The sequence below is a fragment of the Amycolatopsis halotolerans genome, from assembly GCF_042647905.1.
In the GTDB taxonomy this organism is placed as follows: Bacteria; Actinomycetota; Actinomycetes; order Mycobacteriales; family Pseudonocardiaceae; genus Amycolatopsis; species Amycolatopsis halotolerans.
Window position 1 is genome coordinate 196,793 of the sequence record NZ_JBHRWI010000070.1, and the last position, 15,482, is coordinate 212,274.

The window sequence follows — 15,482 nt, forward strand, 5'->3', positions numbered from 1 at the left end:
TAGGACCCGTGATCTTCATCAGGCGTTCGTCCAAACCGCGACGGCCTCCGGGAGGATGACCTTGCCGCCGTAGACGTGCAGGCCGCGGAGTCGGTCCGCAAACTTATTCTGAGCGCGAAGACCTTCGGTCTTCTCGATCTGCGACACGTACGCGATGGCGGGCTGATAGAAGGCCAGCGCCTGAGCCTTGTCGGTGTTCGGCAGGTTCTCAGTGCTGTAAATGTCGAAGTTCAGAAGGCGGCCGATGTGGGCGCTACGCAACGTCTGAGTGTCGCCCGCGGTGTTCGCGGCCATCAGCTTCGAGGACGCATCTTCCAGAAGCGCCTCAAACTCCGCATTGATCAGTAGAACTCGCTGAGTCTGCGGGATGTGCGCCTTGTTAAACGTCTTGCGAAGGTCGCGAATGACGTTGAAAGCTCCGTCACCGGTGCTGACAGCGGTAGTCGGAGTCGGGAGCACGTGGCCTGCGCCGGTCGCGCCCGTAGCCAAAATGAACTTGTCCGCGTCCTCCGCCATGCCGACGGACGCACTCCGGGTGTAGGCGTCCATCGAACCGGCGGCCTGCGCCTTGTCGATGTCGTCTACGAAAAAGTCGAAGTTCTTTTCCTGGTCGATCAGCAGATCGACCCGGGTGTCGGCGACCTCGTCCGCGGACGTGGTTCGACCGTTCGCCTTGTAGTCCTTGACCTTGACGTCCACAACGCCGGTGATGTGCACCGTGTTGCCCGAGGTCGCGTTACCCTCGTACTGGCGATTCACCAGGCCAGCCGCAATAACGGACTCGTGGAAATTCTCGAGCATCTGAGCGTTCCAGATCTCGGGAATAAAGTTCTTGATAGCCATTTACGGCCCTTTCTGAAAAACCGGCGACCGCCGGGTAAAGGTCAGTTGATCCCGAGAATCTTGTTAAGCCGACCGTCGGCGCGCGCCTTGTTGATCTCGGCGGCCGTCATCTTTTTCAGGTCGTCTCGGGTGAGTTGTGCCGTTGCCTTGCCGGGACGTGCTCCCTGGTCGGCAGTGCCCTCGAACCTCTTCCCCGTTGCGGTTGCGAGATAGGGCTTATCGCGGATGAGCTTTTCAATAGCCCCGGCGACCTCTTCCGCATCAACGTTGCCGTTGTCGTCAACGTCGAACTCGGAGATGTCGAGGTGGAGCAAGGCGTCAGCCGGATCGGTGAGCTTGCCCGCCGCCGCGGCCTTGATCTCCGCCTTCACGATCCGCGCGTTAGCGCGGGCGGTAGCGGCCTTGTCGGCTTCAGCGCGGATTGCCTCGGCGGTCGGCTCTTCGCCTTCGGCGGGAGCGGTCGCCTTCGCTAGCTGGTCTTCCAGTTCGCGCGCCCGCTTCTGCTCCGCCTTCCACTTGGCCTTCATGCTGTCGAGCGCTTTCTTGCCCGCGTCCCCGAGAGATTCGGCACCCTCCGGAGTGGCGTCGGTTCCCTCTTCGGTGCCCGCGGTGTTCTCTTCGCCTTCCGGCGAGGTGTTTTCCTGAGTGGTCGTGTCGGCCATTGCGGTCCGTATTCCTTTGCTCAGACTAGATATCCGTGCAACCGCAAAAGGCGGATTGCGTCCTCGCGCGACGTTGCGTCGCGGTAGATTTGCTCGGGCATAAGGCGGGGAGCGCCCTTGAGGCGTATCCCGGCGAGCCCGTGGCGGGTCGTGCCAATGCGGGTGAACTTTTGCCCACCCGCGACGTACATCCCGTTTTTCTTGTGGGCGTTGATCACCTGGGCGATATCCGCGCCGTCCCGGATTGCCCGGGTGTCGGCTTCGCTTAGCCCTTCGATCCGCCCGGCATCGAAAGCGATCCGGGGGTCGGTGGTTAGGTCGCCCGCGACGTCTTCCGTCGAAGGGATCATCGTGCAATCGCACTGCGGGTGACGCTTAAAGCCGGTGCTGTACTTGTAGAAACGGCCCGCGAGGATGGCGCAGCGGGGACACGAATCGCCCACCAGCATCCGCACGTAGCCCGTGCGCGGGCGGGCCGCGATGGCGATTCCGTCCGCCACGCGGCCGGCATCGGCAACTTGCGTCCGCGTGAGCATCTGGAGAGACGCACGGCCCGCGGCGTGTTGTTCGGCCCGAGTGCGCCCGTTTCTGGCGGCAATGCGGGCATGGGCCGCGGGCGTCCAGAGCAGACCAGCGAGCGAGCGCCCGTCGGACGCAACGCCGGACAGAGATCTCGGGTTGACCGTGCCCGCCGGTTCAGGCGAAACGCCCTGCGCCGACAGGACCTTAGAGGCGTAGGCGTCCGCGCCCTTCGCCGCTGTCATCTGTGCGGCCGAGAGGATCGCGAACGCCCGAGGCAAATGGTCCGCCCAAGCCTCTACGTAGCGCGGGTCAACCTGCGACCACAGGCCGAGCAGGGACCGAGTTACCCGGAGCCCGAACGCTTGCCGGGCCGCGGCCTGACGGCGAGCTATCTCCAGAGGCGTACGCATTCGAGCTGTCCTCCGGGGTCAAGCCGCGCGCCAAATCGGCGATCGGGTCCATAGCGGCCTGGCGCTTCTTCATCTCCAGAACGTCATCGATCTCTTGGGGCGTAAGCCCCTTCTGCGCCGCGAGCCACTCGAACGGGAAGCCCATCTGAGCGTCCTTGAGCAGCGAGTCAGAGAGTTGAGCTTCCGAGCGGAATTGCGGGTTGGTCCACAAGGTTCGACCTGCGCGGAGCGCCTTCGCCTTCGCGATGTTGTTCTGCGCCAACGCAATAAGCGCGTACATCTCGCGGAGACCCTGACCAAACCAGAGCTGTTTCTCCCGCGTGCGCTGGACAAGACCGGTTTCGGCAGCAATCAGGGCGTCCCCGGAAAGGTTCGCCATCTTGCCGATGAGATAATGCTGGGGCGTCCGCGTCTGCGCGGCGATGTGGCCTACGGCCACCTCGATAATGTCCGTGAACGCGTTCAGGTTCGCCGCGGACCACTCATCGATCTTGGCGCTTTCGCCCTCGAAAACCAGGACCTTGTCAACCGCGAGCTTGGCGAGATCGACAGCCTTTTCGCCGACAACCTGACCGTTGTGGTCGAGGATGGGGACAACCGGGCGCTCCGCGCCGAGCAACACCTTTTGCGGGAAGGCCGCGGAGTCGGACGCGGTGAACAAATGCGCCCAAAGCATGTTTATCGCGTCTTGCATCGCGATAACCCCGGCGACGTCCGATATCGGATCGCCGGTGAGCATCGGACGGTTACGCAGCTCGACCATGGGCACAACGCCCAACGGATTCGGGAAGACGCCCTTCTCAGTCGCGGTCTCCCGGAGAGACCAGCCGTCGAAAGCCTCGTCTACCGAGGACTCCTGAGGGCTCTTGGTCATCCGGGTAAACGGGCGCTCGAACTTCCACACCTCGTCAGGCAGGTACAGCGTCGCGAAAACCGAGTCGCCATCCTGCCAACGCTTGAGCGCCGCGCGGCGCTTGGTGCGGCTGCCCGGTTCGTAAGCGACGATGGCCTGCCCGGCGTCCTCAAAAGACACGATGGGCGTTTCGTCGTCGTCCGGGTCGCCCCAGACGAGCACGAACGACCGGCCCGCGGTGACAGCGCCGAGAAAGCCAAGCTGGGAGTCAGCCTCGAAACCGTTTACCTGGGCGACCCGCCACGATTCCTTATCGGCTTCCGTCTCGTCGTACGGCTGAATGCCGATGTTCGTTAGACGCTCTACCGGGCTGTCGGCGACAACCTGAATCCAGTTGTCGGCGAAGCCCGCGTACCGCTCGCCGTGAAACCGGCGGAATTCGTCTGACGCGAACTTCAGCGGCTGATCGCCGCGGTAGTACCCTTCATAAAGATCTGTCCAGGTCTGGCGGCGGAGTAGCTCCGATTCCAGGGCGTCTACCAGGCGGACGGCCTGTTCCATCGTCGCCATTGTTCTCCTAAGCCGAATAAAAGTAGTTCCGCTTCTTGGCGGCAAGACCCGCCGCGCGGACATCGCCAGCGGCCTCGTGCGTCAGCACGGACGTAACGCAGGCGTCGATTTTGAGTTTGTCGCTGGCTTTCACGAGCACGTATCGGTCAGCCGGGCGCGCAGCTGCGCGCGTATGCCCGACGTGAGCAGTCGTGATCTCGCAACCGTCGTGAGTGAAGCCTGAGTCAGCGGTCAAGACGTCTGTCTTCAGCCGCTCCGCGGCGTCGTGCATCTGCGCCGGACGCCTTGTGTACCAACGGATAACTCGCTTGGCGTCGAAGCTCTCGGCCCACGCGTCGATTTCGGATTCCCAGTACGGCGGGTCGCAGTACATCCGGACAACGTCGTACCGGGCGAACAACTCGCGTACCGCGGCGTCCACTTCGAGCCGCGGCACCTGGCCGTCAAAGTCGGCAGGGTTCCAGATCGTCTTACGGCCGTTCGGCCCGTACGTCGGAGTGAACTGGAAACCGTCCATGGTTTCGGCGCGAAGCGCGGTCCAGTCGTCAACGTCCGAACCGTCGAAGCCGAGCACGATCCGCGTGCGCGGCTTGACGACCCGGTCAGCCTTGTGGCTTTCCCACGCGGCGAGATCCAGCCACGTATCCGTACCAGCCGTAATCCGATTACCGAAAAATCGCTCAGCCTGCGCGGGATCGCGCGTGAGCAGCTCGGCGACCTCGGCCTCAATGCCGTCAAAGTCAATGTGGCTCGAACCGGCGTAGACAACCTTGTATATCTTCCGCCGGTCGGCTTTGTTCTTGAAAGACAGGTTCGCCGGGGCTTGCGGGAAGAACCGGAAAACGTCATCCACGGTGGTCTGATGGGTGAGCTGCGCGGTGGATTCCTCGGTCGGGTCCCACGCGTTCGTGGTCTCGATGACCCGGCCGCCCATACCAGCCGCGCCGCGGCGCTGAGTATCGGCGACCTTCACCATCTTGTTCTGTTTGGTGTAGGTACCGGTCTCGTCCTGGACCGCGAAGATAATCGGGTTACCGAGGCGCGATTGCGCCGACGAGGTAACGACCGTGATTTCGCCATCGCGGGGGAGCCGCGTGAATTCCTCGCCGACTCGGCAGACATCGCCGAGAGGGCCGAGCTTCAACATAGCTTTCAGCGGCCGGTAAACATTGTCTACCTGATCCTCCGACGTGGCCAGAAGCTGAATCAGCGGCGTCGTCCACGGGCGGCCCATTGGCTCGCCCGGTTCGTAGACGTACATCCAGCCGCACGGGCAACCCCAGTCGGCGCAGGCATAAACCTCACCGCCCGCGGCCCACCCGTCGAACACGACCGGGCCGAGGGCTTCCGCGATTGTCTGCGCCGCGGCAAACGGGCCCTTGCCGGACTTCTGTGGCATGACGATCTGCGACCGGCGGTAAAAGAACGCTGGGGCGAGCTGCCCGCGCTCAGCCGTCGGCTTCACACGGTAGTGGTTCGCCAGGCACCAGAGCTGCCACGGGTAAAGCTCAAGCTGAGCGCCCCGGGAGTCCCGGTCGGGGACCGGGCAATGAGCCTCGATCCAGTCCGGAACAATCCACAGAGTAGGGAAATCCACGGTGAACTCATCCACCGTGATCCCCCTGATTAGTCGTTTTTAACGACCCGCATCCGATTCTTTGCGGACGGCCGGGTCGGTTTGGTTTCCGTGGAAGCGGGGCCGGTTTCGGCCTCTTCGATCTTCCACCGGTTTCTGAGCATTCCCTGAACGGAGAGCCCGAGGGAATCGAGATACTGCCGGACGACTTTCTGAAGCTCTACGGACGCCTTCGGCAGTTCTGCCTCACAAAGCTTCCGGACGAACATCGCGACTTCAATCGTCTGGTCGAGCTGTCGCCACATGATCGCCTGCGGTCGCTGCCACAGGTCTAGCCAGAATTCGACCTCACGCGGCGACGCCTGAATAAGCGGCCATTCCGGAGGAGGCTGATACTCAGGCTCGCGGGGGAGCGTGGTCCAGCCCGCGGCGTCCGAAGGACGTTCGCGACGGAGAGCATTGGGATCGGGTGGCGGTCCGGAGACCGCGCGTGCGCCACCACTGGGCACGGGGCCTCCTTGGGTTGGAATGAGGTACGCGGACGGGATTCGAACCCGCGAGCGCGGGAGTATCGGGTTTCCGGACCCACCCCAGTGCTTTATCCGGTGTCAGCCTTAGGCCAGCCTCGGCAACCGCGTGTGCCGGTCAACGAATCCCGGCCCGCCCCTTCGCGTCGGGGGTTTCCGGGTAGCGACCCCGGCACGTTTGCGACCCGCCCTGGACTGCCGGGGGCAGCGGAACGGGTCTTGCTAACGCGGTAGCTCTGCCGATTGAGGCTTACAGAAGGCTTTCGCCAACCGGTGGGACTCGAACCCACACACACCGCTACGCCCGAACGCCAGGACTCGAACCTGGAACCGGCGGTTTTGGAGACCGCTGCTCTGCCAATTGAGCTACGCCCGAATGAAACCCGATACTTTTAGCCCGCGTCGAGGTACATAGCGCGGTGAGCTAGACACCCGATACCTAGGACGGGCGTCCGCGCTGATCTCCCTGGACTCGAACCAAGAACCGGCGGATTAACAATCCGCTGCTCTGCCAATTGAGCTAGAGACCACCAGGGCGAGAGCCGGTCAGCGGTCAAGTGGAGTCGCCACCCGTGGGTTGTGAGCCCGACCGGTTCTCGCTAGTGCCCCTCCCTGGACTTGAACCAGGAACCCGCCGAGTAAGAGTCGGCTGCTCTAGCCAGTTGAGCTAGAAGGGCATTGCGCTCCGTACGGGATTCGAACCCGTAACCTCCCGCTCGACAGGCGGGCGCTCTGGCCGTTGAGCTAACGGAGCAAGCGGACGCGGCCGTGCCGTTCGTGGCTGTCCTACGACTGTGTGCGAGGCGGCCAGCTGACGTGCTGGCACTTTCAGGGCATCCCACCTCGCGGCCCGTTTAAGCGGCGAGCGACCCGCGTCCCGGTTCATCGGCGGGACCACCCTCGCCGGATCTGAAGCGTGAAGGCACCAAGCCGCTTACGCCCGAAGGCTGGGTATGGCCACTTTTCTCACCGGCTAGCTTGTATAACGACGGTTACGCCTGGTCGCAGCGCGCTTTCAGCGCGCGGCCGTTATCTAAGGGACACCTTTTGAACCTGACGGACCGCGGAGAGACCTCCCCTGCGGTCCAGAAGTGGATCACCGAAGGGGTTACCCCCCATAGGTATCACGAATCCGTGAGCGAGAAACGGACCGCTCGGTATGCTTGGTGACCTGTCAACCGAAACTCGAGCCCTGGTTCAGCACGGTCTCCCGCGAGTGGCACGAGTGACACAAGCCTCGACCGCGCTCGGGATCGTTGGGGTCCAGGCCCTTGAGTGCGAGTTGATCCCTGCTCAGTGGCCAGTGGTCCGCGTGTGCTGAGCGTCTGCGTCGGCACAGCACGCACACTGGATCACGAGCGAGCACCGCACGCCTGAAGCCTTGGTGCCCGCGTCCGCCGTAGCCGCGGGCAGCGCTGGTGCCCCGTGCCCTGTCTGCCTGTGCTCGGTGGTCCTGACATCGGCCGCCGCGCTCGGTTAGCTCTGGGCACCCGGCCACCGTGCATACCCGGTAGCCCGGTCTCACGGGAGGGCGAACCCGCAGGGGACATCGTCGTCCCGGTCGTCATCCTCGGCTAGCTCGGCAACCGACCCGAGCGCGAGTGATACCGAGCTGTCCTCGCGGGCGAGGCTGAACGAGAAGACCTCCCGACCGAAGAGGCAGACGCAGATGACCACGGTGGTATCCCTCCGGGGGAGTAGGTAGGGGAGGCAGGGCGTCAGCCCTGCCGTACACCTAGCCGACCGGCCGGCCTTCGCGGGCCGGTTCGTTTATGGCTGGTGCCCAGTCAGCGCGGGGAGCTAGCTCGGTACCCACGATGACCGGGGGTTGTCATCCGTCTGTCAGCTCGGTGGTGCGATAACTCTTAGTCCACGGTGGACAGACGGAAGCTGAACCCGACCGGGGAGCACGGGGATACCGTCGATCGCTTGGCACACCAGCGGAGTGGAGGACGCTGGCGGTCGTCGGCTACTGCGGAAGCGGCTCGAACCCGGTCGGAAACCTAGTTAACGAGAGTCAACCTTGGCCGTTCGGCTGACGCCGACGGCTTAACTGTGCTGACCTCGGCGAACACGGCTAGCAAGCGCTGTGTTCGCTGTGTTCATCCTATAGACACTGTTCCAACGGCCAATGTGGAACACGAGGTGACCCAGTTCACTCGTATGGCCGATTCGGCCTGGTCCTCGCGGTCGCTCTCGGCGGCCCGTGAAGCGCGGAGGCGTGCCGAATCGCGAGCTTGCGACCTGCGTAAACGCTGAAAACTATCCCCCGCGTGGGGGAGTCTCCGATATTCGTACTTCACAAACGATCCGATCGTCTGTTAAGTTTCTCGTGTCAGGCCGAGAGGCCAGGCAAACCGGAGACACGGACTGCGCCGCGAGGTAGAAGCAGCGACGGTCACCGGGGAACCGTCGCCAAAGCGGAGAAGCATTTACCAGGGCCTGAGAAACCCGGGGGACTTCGCGGAGGGGGCGAGCGGGGCGGCGACTGTCGGGAGACAGATAGCGCCCGCTGAATAGGTAGCCATCGGCTTGGTAGCCGGGACTTCCGCAGGCTCTGTGTGGTACCGCGAACAGCGGACACCCTGTGGTGCTCGTGAGGGTTCGATTCCCTCGGGTGGCACTCGAAAAGCTTAGGAGCAAAAGGGGCAAGATCATGCAGACACTCACTTACGGTAACAGCAAGGTCCATCACGCGAGGTACTACGGCTTCCGCCACCGTTATGCGACGCTCTGTAGCAATGAAGGCAAAAGCGAGAATGCCCGTCTTCACGACAACGCCGAGGTGACCTGTAAGAGGTGCCTGAAGCTGGTGCCCCACAAGGCGGACGGGCTGAGCGACGACGAGCTGACCGAGATCCTCCGGTCGATCGTGCCCTACTGCTTGAGCGCCTCAACTACAACTTTCGATGATGGGCGTCGTCATAGTTCGGTCCACTACTGGGATACGAATCGGCTTGGACGCGACCTCGCGTCGAACCTGCCGGGCATTGAGGTAATGAACATCGGGAACTACAGCTATTTGATTTGTTGGTAGCACCTGAGAGGGCATGGTGATCATGATGGTTCGGCGTACGGCTACCCCGGCGGATATCTGGGTCGGGGCTCATGTGTTCAAGGGCAACGGCAAGACCCTGTACCGGGTGTGGGCGGTTCGGGGCGACCACGCCGGAGTGGTCAAGGCGACCACACGGAAGGACCCGACGCGGGGCACGTTCTACCCGATCGACACGTACACCGTGGAAGAGGGGGAGTTCTTCGATCCCGAGTTCGGCGCCAAGAATGAGACTGAGTGGTTGGCGGATCGGCTGTGTCTGGTCGCGTTCAACGCCAGAGACAAGCCGGGCCGGTTCAGCGGGAGCGGTGCGGTTGCCGCTCTGCTGCGCCGCCTGGCCGAGGTTCCGAACCTCACGCCGGAACTGCTCCGGGCTATGGCCGAGCGCGCCGAACTGGAAGACCGAATAAGCGGATGTTAGGGGACCGGCTTTGAGTCGGTCTCCTTTTTTAGGCCCACAAACTTAACAAACGATCACGGGAGCAAAAATGATCGACGTAGCTAAGGCGCTTGAGCTTCTGGAGCGCGCTGTGAAGGAAAAGGGCGCTGATTACGAGTACCAGCGCGTTTACGAGGGTAACCTTCCTGTCTGCGCTTACCAGCGCGGAGGGTGCCCCTCGTGCCTGGTCGGCACTGCGTTGGCCTATGCCGGGGTAACCGTGGACGAGCTCCGCGCCATGGACGCGGCCGGGTTCGCCGGAATCGGCGCGCTGTACATGGGCGACCGGTTGCCCATCGAGATGACCGACGACGCGGTAGACGTTTTCCAGGCGGCGCAGACCGCGCAGGACATCGGACACACCTGGGGAACGGCGCTGAAGCGCGCCCGGGAAGAGGCCGCGGAGCTGGAGGGGAAGCGGTGACTCAGAAGACGTGGCACGAGGTCAACGGGACCCTCTTCGGGTTCCCGGCCCTGCCACCAGATGAGGACTGGACCAAAGACCCGTACGCCAAGATCCTTGCCGGACAAGCGGCGATTCTCGAGACCGCGGCCAAGGTGAAGTACCGCAAGCCGACCAAGCCGCGCGGGTTCAAGGGACCCAAGCCGGGTGACGGTGTGTTCACGCCGGAGCGCGGCAAGCCGGGTTCGGTGCTGGAGGTGGACGGCAAGCGGTTCGAGGTGTGGGCCGACGCGCCCGCGTGGGGTGGGAGTAAAGCGATATGGGCCGTCTGTGACGGCCGGTACTACCGCGTCAACAAATACGGCGAGTACGCGGAGTTCGCCGCGGCGGGCTATCAGATCGGCGAGGCGCGCCGAGGCGACTACGCGGGCAAGGCTGCCGCATGAGCGGCACGGCCGAGCGGCGTTGCAAGCGGAATCACGAGCCGAACTGGCACAAGCCGCCCGGCGGTTGGCCGTACTGCCGGACGTGCAAGAACGAGAGCAAGGCGGCACGGCGCAAGCCGCGGTGCACCCACGACGGGCCGCACCTGATTGCCCGGGACGCCAACGGGCACCGCTACTGCCGCGTGCAACGGGCACAAGGGCTCCGCGCGGCTCTCGCTTCCCATGCCGACAAGACGGCGGCCGTCCCGGTTGACGGCCTGGAGAACGAATACGGCCCGTGCCCGCCGAGGGTGCCCGATCACGTGTGGGTTGACCGCGTGGCGCTGGAACGGCATCTAGCGGGCGAACCGGTGAACCTCACGGCCGGAGAACGGCGGGCGCTGGCGCTTCTGCGAGCGATCCGCGGGGAGAATGCGGAAGTGACCCGGGTCGCATGACAGCTGACCCGCGCGGGTTCCCCCGACCCCGTCAAGGCCGGCAACTGCCCCGGGCATTGCCCTCCGGGCACGGGTAGACCCTGGTGCAAACGGGTGACCTTTAACGATTGTTTACGCCGGAGTAGTGGCCGATTCGTTACCGTCACCCGGTAACGATGCAGGTCACAGCGCTGGGCCTGGGGATCTTTAGCCGCTGGTCTAGACCTCGCTAACCCGGTTACATCGGTCGCACACCTGTTCGACGTTACGCGTTGTTATTCGGTCGTTAGGTGACGCTCAACACTGTGTGAACAACTTTCAGATTCAACTAACGTGGATCTCGCTGGCCGAAGAGGGGGTGTTTAAACGGGTCGGCCGCTTGACGACGCTCTGATCGTCTGTAAAGTAGGGCGCACCAAAACCGGAGGGCGGCCCAATGCCACGCAGCGATCTTACCCGGGAAATAATTGTCGAGTTGCTTAAGCAGCCTGGCATAAAACAAGCCGATATTGCGCGCATGTATAACGTGAGCCCTGCGGCTGTTAGCCAGAAGCTTAAGAAGCCGGGGCCTCCGGCCCCTACGAAAGGGGCTTACAAGCTAACGGAGACGGTTCCGTGGAGCGTGGATCGGCAATACAGGGTGTCCCCGTTTTACCGGAAGCTTCTCAATCACCTTGAGTACATGGAGAACGGGGAGAAGGACCTCACGAGGGACAAGCGCAAGCGTCTGAGCCTGTTCTACAGAGAGTTAGAGGAATACAGCGTAGTAGTCGAGTTTGACCCGTCTATACCGCCGGGACCGGGGAATGCTGGCGGTGGGTGGAGGTACGTACCGCGCACCGAAGCTGACGGGGATCTCATTATCCGCGTGAACGAGCATACGGAGATGACGCCACGAGACTACACGTTGTGGAAAATGCCGAAGATTCGGCCGGTGTACGAGGGGTAGAAATGACTGGGGATACCGTCGTCTCTGAACGCGGGGTTATCAACGCCACCAAAGAAGGCGACGGAGTTTGGTTGCTTATCGTGGATCGTTCCATTCTGTGCGAAGAGGGCGACCCTCTTTTCGCTCCGGTAGCCAAGATACTTGAAAACTCGTGCACGAGCCTTGTCCTGGTGGGCGAGCGGGAAGACGAGAGTTTCCTTTTCAATCGAGCTGTGACCACGGTCTACCGAAGTTTCCAGGCTTGCCCGGGAAGCGGTGTGGGGCACAGGTGCCGCACCAGTCGCGGTGTAGACGAGGAGGTGAGGAACTATGACGGAAGCGAGTGTAAAGCGGCCTAGGTATTCGGTCAGTCAGCACAAGCAATACCGGCAGTGCCCGCAACAATGGTACCTACAGCGAAAGGTGCGGGCGTGGCAGCGTCCGGCCGCGTGGTTGGCTCACGGGACGGCCGTCCACGCGGCGGCTGAGTTCTGGGAGCGGTCGGTTCGGACGGCCAGTGTCGCCGACGCGCAAGCCGAGTTCGCCCGGGTGTACGCGGCGACGCTGGCCGAGGACATGGAGGAGACGCCGAACCTTGAGTATTGGTTCAGCTCGGGTCCGTACGGCGGAGCGGCGGACATCGAACGCCGGTTCGGCATCGGCCTGGAGCAGGTCGCCAAGTACATCGAGTACTACACGGGCAAAGGGAAAGACGAGGCTATCTGGATTACCCCGGACGGCACGCCCGCCATCGAACTTCGGTTCGATATCGAGCTAGACGGCGTGTCCATCATCGGCTATATCGACCAGGTGGTTAACGGTGAGGCGCGGGACATCAAGACCGGTCAGCCGCCGAAGGATACGTTTCAGCTCGGGACGTACAAAGTCGCCCTTGAGGAACAATGGGGCCTGAAGTCCGATCAGGGCTCGTATTGGCTGGCTAAGTTTGCCCGCCCGGTGCGGACGTTCGACGTGACCGACTGGACCAAGGAACGCGTAACCGACGAGTTCGGCCGGTTGCACGAGGACATCACCGCGGAGCGGTTCGACCCGGTTATTGGGGACCATTGTCAAAGATGCCCAGTGGCGAACGCGTGCCCTTTTTTTGCCCGCTAACTTAACAAACGATCAGATAGGTTGGTAAGTGGAGAGACGAATCATTGTGGGGCCCCTCGCCGTAGGGGCCCTTTTGCTTGCCGGGTGTAGCTCGATCACCTCGGGAACCGTGACCGGCAAGGCGTACGAACCCGAATCGAGCTACTACGTGTCTCAGTGCATGGCGTACGACACCAAGGCGTCATGCACGTTTTCGTACCCGGTGGAGTACGCCGACCCGGAGTGTTGGCGGCTCGACCTCGTGAGCGGCGAGGACACGGGGAGCGTGTGCGTCTCCCGCCAGGACTACGACGCGTACCGGTCCGGCGATCGATACCCGCGATGACACCCGTATTCGCGGTTTTCTTTGTGCTCGCGTTCGCTTTTTGGTGGGCGGCCGAGCGACCCGATAGAGAGGAATGAGGGAATGCTCAGCAAGGCCAACGATTTCGCGGTCGGCGACCGTGTTCGGTTCATCAAAGAGAACCCGGAACGCCGAGGACCCTGGTCGTCTGGCGAGGCCGGGACCGTTATCGGTCACCGGTCCTCGCGATCGGTAATGGTCCGATGGGACGGTGACCTCGGAGTTTACAACCACTGGGCTGACAATCTCGCGAAGATCGCGAAGATCGCGAAGACCGAAGGGGAGAAGATGACGCACAAGTTCGAGACGACGTACCGGGGTGTCAAGGTTCCGGAGGGGCTGACCAACAACCTCGGTACCCAAGAGGCGGCTTGGTTCAAGCGCGGTGTCGATGCTGCGATCGAGGCGCGGTCGGTGGCGCGGAGCGCCAATTTCGGTTGGCTGATCAACGATCGCACGCCCATTCAGCGAGCCGCGCTGTTCGCAGCATCCAACCCGTTCGCGTTCGCGCCCCCGGTGAGCGGGCCGCCCGCGCCGAAGTACCACTACTTCCGTACCCGGTCGCGGTCGCGGGCGAGCGGGCAGCACCACTACTGGCGGACCGCGGACGGCGCGACGGAGCTTTACTCGCTGTCGGATAAGCAGTGGCGAGCCGCGTCGGTCACTGTCGACGCCCTCCGGGCGGCCGCGCAGATTTTCGAGGTGGCATCCGTCGACGTGCCCGAGCACATCCGGAACGCCTCCAAGGCGACGAGTCCGAACACGCGGTACTTCCGCGTCACGGGCGGCCTCTACGGCTTCGGGACCTGGTACCGGTTTTCCGGCGGCAAGCTTGAGGTCTGGGGCGATCGGAACGGTTGGGAAAAGAGTTCGGTCGACCGCCCGGAGGGGCTGAAGGCGTTCTGGCCGGACCGCCATGTCAGCGAGGTTCAGTCTCGTGACGTCCCCTTCCGCATCCTGAACGCCAACTGAGATAGGGGAACAACGATGACTGATCACAACCTGACCTACCGGGGCGTCGAGGTGCCCGAGCGGTATTCCACGCTTACTCGGCCCGATGTGCTCGGCCTCCGAGCGTTCGCCGCGGGCGTTGATGCCGCGCTGGACAAGCCGACCGAGGCAGCCCCGGAGTACCGCTACTTCCACGACACGGACACCCCGGGTTACCGGATTTACTTCCGGGTGACGGCAAGCGGAAAGGCGGAATCGTTGTACGAGCGCGGTCGTCCCGTGCTTTGGCACTCCTCCTCGCGCACGATTGAGGAGCTGACGGACCCGGACAACTTCGCCGCGGTTCCGGCGGAACAGGTGCCGGAAAGCGTCCGCAATGCCGCAGTCGAGGAGTAGCGGCAAGCCGTGCAAGGACTGCGCGGCCGAGGGCTTGCCGCTCACTCGGCCCGCGGATTACCCGGGCCCGCGGTGCTACACCCACCACAAGGCGGTTAAGAAAGCCCGGAAGGAACGGGCTCAGGCGCAGCGGATCGAGCGCGTGTACTCGATCACCGAAGAGCAGTACCAAGAGCTGTACCGGGCGCAAGACGGCGCGTGCGCCATCTGCCAGCGGGCGACCGGGAAGACGAAACGCCTTGCGGTAGACCACGATCACTCGTGCTGCTCCGGCCCGGTCTCGTGCGGCAAGTGCGTTCGCGGCTTGCTGTGCGGCTCGTGCAACAAAGGCGTTCTCGGCCATCTGAGAGACGACGTACACGCGCTATGGCGCGCACAGGATTACCTACAGAACCCGCCCGCGAGGCGGGTTTTTTCGTGAGAGGGAGCGAATGAGCAAGGTCGAGGTTATCTCCGCCGGTTGTACCACGTTGGTGCTGAACGTCGCGGTAAAGACGCTGTGCGTCTGGGGCATCGTGGCGATTCTCGGTCTCTCGCTGGGCTTCTGGCCGCTGGTCGGTCTCGGGGCCCTGGTCTACGTGCTTCTGCCCGCGTCTTCCAACGACTGAAAGGAACGAACGATGTACCGCTATTTTCAGCACGAGCGCGGCGGCTTGTACCGAGTGGTCAGCGGGGCAGGCCCGGACGCCGGGGCCGAGTACTCGGCCCCGGCGTCCGGGTGGCGTCCGTCCTATTTCTACCCGACGTTCACCGACTTGTACGGGTCCGAGCGTGTCGAGGAGGTGACCGAGGCCAGCCATTCCGCGGGGAACAAGCGCGCGCCGCAGTTCGATTACTTCTCCAGTCGGCTGACGATTTGGCGATTCCGGCCCGGCAGCAGCCGCGGTGAGCGTATCGGAATCAGCTACGCGCGAGACCGTTGGACCCCGGCCGTTTCCACCCGGGAGACGTGCGAACGACCGTCGTCCGGCGTCCGACCGGTCGAGTACGGCGACCTGCCCGAGCACGCCAAGTAAAGGGGGCACC

The 15,482-nt window shown here is 63.3% G+C and carries 20 protein-coding genes and 5 tRNA genes; 13 read left to right on the forward strand and 12 right to left on the reverse strand.

Going from position 1 to position 15,482, the window contains the following annotated elements; genetic code table 11:
• Positions 1 to 18: 18 nt before the first annotated feature.
• From ACFORO_RS42510 to ACFORO_RS42565, 12 genes are all read right to left on the reverse strand, one after another.
• Positions 19 to 843 (reverse strand): phage major capsid protein, encoded by an 825-nt coding sequence (locus tag ACFORO_RS42510; RefSeq protein WP_377870243.1) that lies wholly within the window; start codon positions 841 to 843, stop codon positions 19 to 21.
• Between the two features lie 41 nt (positions 844 to 884).
• The gene (locus ACFORO_RS42515; RefSeq protein ID WP_377870242.1) at positions 885 to 1,505 is read right to left on the reverse strand and encodes a hypothetical protein; all 621 of its coding nucleotides are present in this window, start codon (positions 1,503 to 1,505) and stop codon (positions 885 to 887) included.
• Between the two features lie 20 nt (positions 1,506 to 1,525).
• A complete protein-coding gene (locus ACFORO_RS42520) occupies positions 1,526 to 2,437 on the reverse strand; it encodes a VG15 protein (protein ID WP_446681597.1) in 912 nt (303 codons plus the stop codon).
• Positions 2,337 to 3,860 (reverse strand): phage portal protein, encoded by a 1,524-nt coding sequence (locus tag ACFORO_RS42525; protein ID WP_377870240.1) that lies wholly within the window; start codon positions 3,858 to 3,860, stop codon positions 2,337 to 2,339. Before ACFORO_RS42525 ends, ACFORO_RS42520 begins: the two co-directional genes overlap by 101 nt.
• Positions 3,861 to 3,867: 7 nt before the next feature.
• Positions 3,868 to 5,472, reverse strand: a complete 1,605-nt coding sequence (locus tag ACFORO_RS42530; RefSeq protein WP_377870239.1) for a hypothetical protein — start codon at positions 5,470 to 5,472, stop codon at positions 3,868 to 3,870.
• A 14-nt stretch (positions 5,473 to 5,486) separates the two neighbouring features.
• A complete protein-coding gene (locus tag ACFORO_RS42535) occupies positions 5,487 to 5,945 on the reverse strand; it encodes a phage terminase small subunit (RefSeq protein WP_377870238.1) in 459 nt (152 codons plus the stop codon).
• Positions 5,946 to 5,969: 24 nt separating this feature from the next.
• Positions 5,970 to 6,075: transfer RNA gene (locus ACFORO_RS42540), tRNA-OTHER, on the reverse strand.
• A 191-nt stretch (positions 6,076 to 6,266) separates the two neighbouring features.
• Positions 6,267 to 6,339 (reverse strand) — tRNA-Trp (locus ACFORO_RS42545).
• Between the two features lie 81 nt (positions 6,340 to 6,420).
• A tRNA-Asn gene (locus tag ACFORO_RS42550) sits at positions 6,421 to 6,493 on the reverse strand.
• A gap of 73 nt (positions 6,494 to 6,566) precedes the next feature.
• Positions 6,567 to 6,640 (reverse strand) — tRNA-Lys (locus tag ACFORO_RS42555).
• Positions 6,641 to 6,644: 4 nt separating this feature from the next.
• Positions 6,645 to 6,717 (reverse strand) — tRNA-Asp (locus ACFORO_RS42560).
• A gap of 767 nt (positions 6,718 to 7,484) precedes the next feature.
• Positions 7,485 to 7,640, reverse strand: a complete 156-nt coding sequence (locus ACFORO_RS42565) for a hypothetical protein (protein ID WP_377870237.1) — start codon at positions 7,638 to 7,640, stop codon at positions 7,485 to 7,487.
• A 979-nt stretch (positions 7,641 to 8,619) separates the two neighbouring features.
• On the opposite strand from ACFORO_RS42565, the gene ACFORO_RS42570 reads away from it, so the two are divergent.
• The 13 genes from ACFORO_RS42570 (at position 8,620) to ACFORO_RS42630 (ending at position 15,472) form a co-directional block, all read left to right on the forward strand.
• Entirely contained in the window at positions 8,620 to 9,000 is a 381-nt protein-coding gene (locus ACFORO_RS42570; RefSeq protein ID WP_377870236.1) for a hypothetical protein, read from the forward strand.
• Positions 9,001 to 9,022: 22 nt separating this feature from the next.
• On the forward strand, positions 9,023 to 9,439 hold the full coding sequence (locus ACFORO_RS42575) for a hypothetical protein (protein WP_377870235.1): 417 nt from the start codon (positions 9,023 to 9,025) through the stop codon (positions 9,437 to 9,439).
• A gap of 67 nt (positions 9,440 to 9,506) precedes the next feature.
• A complete protein-coding gene (locus ACFORO_RS42580) occupies positions 9,507 to 9,881 on the forward strand; it encodes a hypothetical protein (protein WP_377870234.1) in 375 nt (124 codons plus the stop codon).
• Positions 9,878 to 10,306, forward strand: a complete 429-nt coding sequence (locus ACFORO_RS42585; RefSeq protein WP_377870232.1) for a hypothetical protein — start codon at positions 9,878 to 9,880, stop codon at positions 10,304 to 10,306. The genes ACFORO_RS42580 and ACFORO_RS42585 overlap by 4 nt, the downstream gene beginning before the upstream one ends.
• On the forward strand, positions 10,303 to 10,743 hold the full coding sequence (locus ACFORO_RS42590; RefSeq protein WP_377870231.1) for a hypothetical protein: 441 nt from the start codon (positions 10,303 to 10,305) through the stop codon (positions 10,741 to 10,743). The genes ACFORO_RS42585 and ACFORO_RS42590 overlap by 4 nt, the downstream gene beginning before the upstream one ends.
• A gap of 415 nt (positions 10,744 to 11,158) precedes the next feature.
• A complete protein-coding gene (locus tag ACFORO_RS42595) occupies positions 11,159 to 11,671 on the forward strand; it encodes a winged helix-turn-helix transcriptional regulator (RefSeq protein WP_377870230.1) in 513 nt (170 codons plus the stop codon).
• Between the two features lie 309 nt (positions 11,672 to 11,980).
• Positions 11,981 to 12,766, forward strand: coding sequence for a RecB family exonuclease (locus ACFORO_RS42600; RefSeq protein ID WP_377870229.1), 786 nt, complete (start codon positions 11,981 to 11,983; stop codon positions 12,764 to 12,766).
• A gap of 109 nt (positions 12,767 to 12,875) precedes the next feature.
• Entirely contained in the window at positions 12,876 to 13,091 is a 216-nt protein-coding gene (locus ACFORO_RS42605) for a hypothetical protein (protein ID WP_377870228.1), read from the forward strand.
• A gap of 81 nt (positions 13,092 to 13,172) precedes the next feature.
• Complete coding sequence (locus ACFORO_RS42610; RefSeq protein ID WP_377870227.1) at positions 13,173 to 14,081, forward strand: hypothetical protein; 909 nt, start codon at positions 13,173 to 13,175, stop codon at positions 14,079 to 14,081.
• Positions 14,082 to 14,096: 15 nt separating this feature from the next.
• Complete coding sequence (locus tag ACFORO_RS42615) at positions 14,097 to 14,456, forward strand: hypothetical protein (RefSeq protein ID WP_377870226.1); 360 nt, start codon at positions 14,097 to 14,099, stop codon at positions 14,454 to 14,456.
• The gene (locus ACFORO_RS42620) at positions 14,437 to 14,877 is read left to right on the forward strand and encodes an endonuclease VII domain-containing protein (RefSeq protein ID WP_377870225.1); all 441 of its coding nucleotides are present in this window, start codon (positions 14,437 to 14,439) and stop codon (positions 14,875 to 14,877) included. The genes ACFORO_RS42615 and ACFORO_RS42620 overlap by 20 nt, the downstream gene beginning before the upstream one ends.
• A gap of 10 nt (positions 14,878 to 14,887) precedes the next feature.
• Positions 14,888 to 15,064: a hypothetical protein gene (locus ACFORO_RS42625; protein ID WP_377870224.1), complete on the forward strand. Its 177-nt coding sequence runs from the start codon at positions 14,888 to 14,890 to the stop codon at positions 15,062 to 15,064.
• Positions 15,065 to 15,076: 12 nt separating this feature from the next.
• A complete protein-coding gene (locus tag ACFORO_RS42630) occupies positions 15,077 to 15,472 on the forward strand; it encodes a hypothetical protein (RefSeq protein WP_377870223.1) in 396 nt (131 codons plus the stop codon).
• Positions 15,473 to 15,482 lie beyond the last annotated feature (10 nt).